At 49.9% G+C, this 505-nt stretch carries 1 protein-coding gene; it reads right to left on the minus strand.

The window, feature by feature from the left end; genetic code table 11:
* Positions 1–505 (minus strand): 3-deoxy-7-phosphoheptulonate synthase (locus J0A66_RS21610; RefSeq protein ID WP_206575922.1); only part of this gene is annotated, 505 nt, incomplete at both ends.

The following is a 505-nucleotide window of genomic DNA, read 5'->3' on the forward strand; positions in this document are numbered from 1 at the left end:
CACGCAGAATGTCGTCAAAGTTACGGGTCTTGTAGCCGCTTGACGCTTTGACTGTGTTACCGTGCATGGGATCTGAACTCCATACCACCTGACGGCCTTCCTGTTTGACCCTGCGTAACAAGGATGGCAGTTTGTCGCCCAGGTTATTGGCCCCCATACGGGTGATCAGAGTCAAGCGTCCCGCTTCATTTTGCGGGTTAAGTGCGTCTATCAAGCGAATCAGTTCATCTTCCTGCATTGAAGGTCCGACCTTCACACCTATAGGGTTGTGAATACCGCGGAAAAATTCAACATGGGCATGATCCAACTGACGTGTACGTTCCCCTATCCACAACATATGAGCGGAGCAGTTATACCACTTGCCGGTCAGCGTATCGTTGCGGGTCAGGGCCTGTTCGTAATTCAGCAATAGCGCCTCGTGAGACGTAAACAATGATGTCTCATGTAACTCTCTGTGGTTAGCAGCGTTAATACCTATCACTTCCATAAAGGACAAGGCATCTTG

Source organism: Bowmanella dokdonensis, assembly GCF_017254865.1.
Taxonomy (GTDB): Bacteria; Pseudomonadota; Gammaproteobacteria; order Enterobacterales; family Alteromonadaceae; genus Bowmanella; species Bowmanella dokdonensis.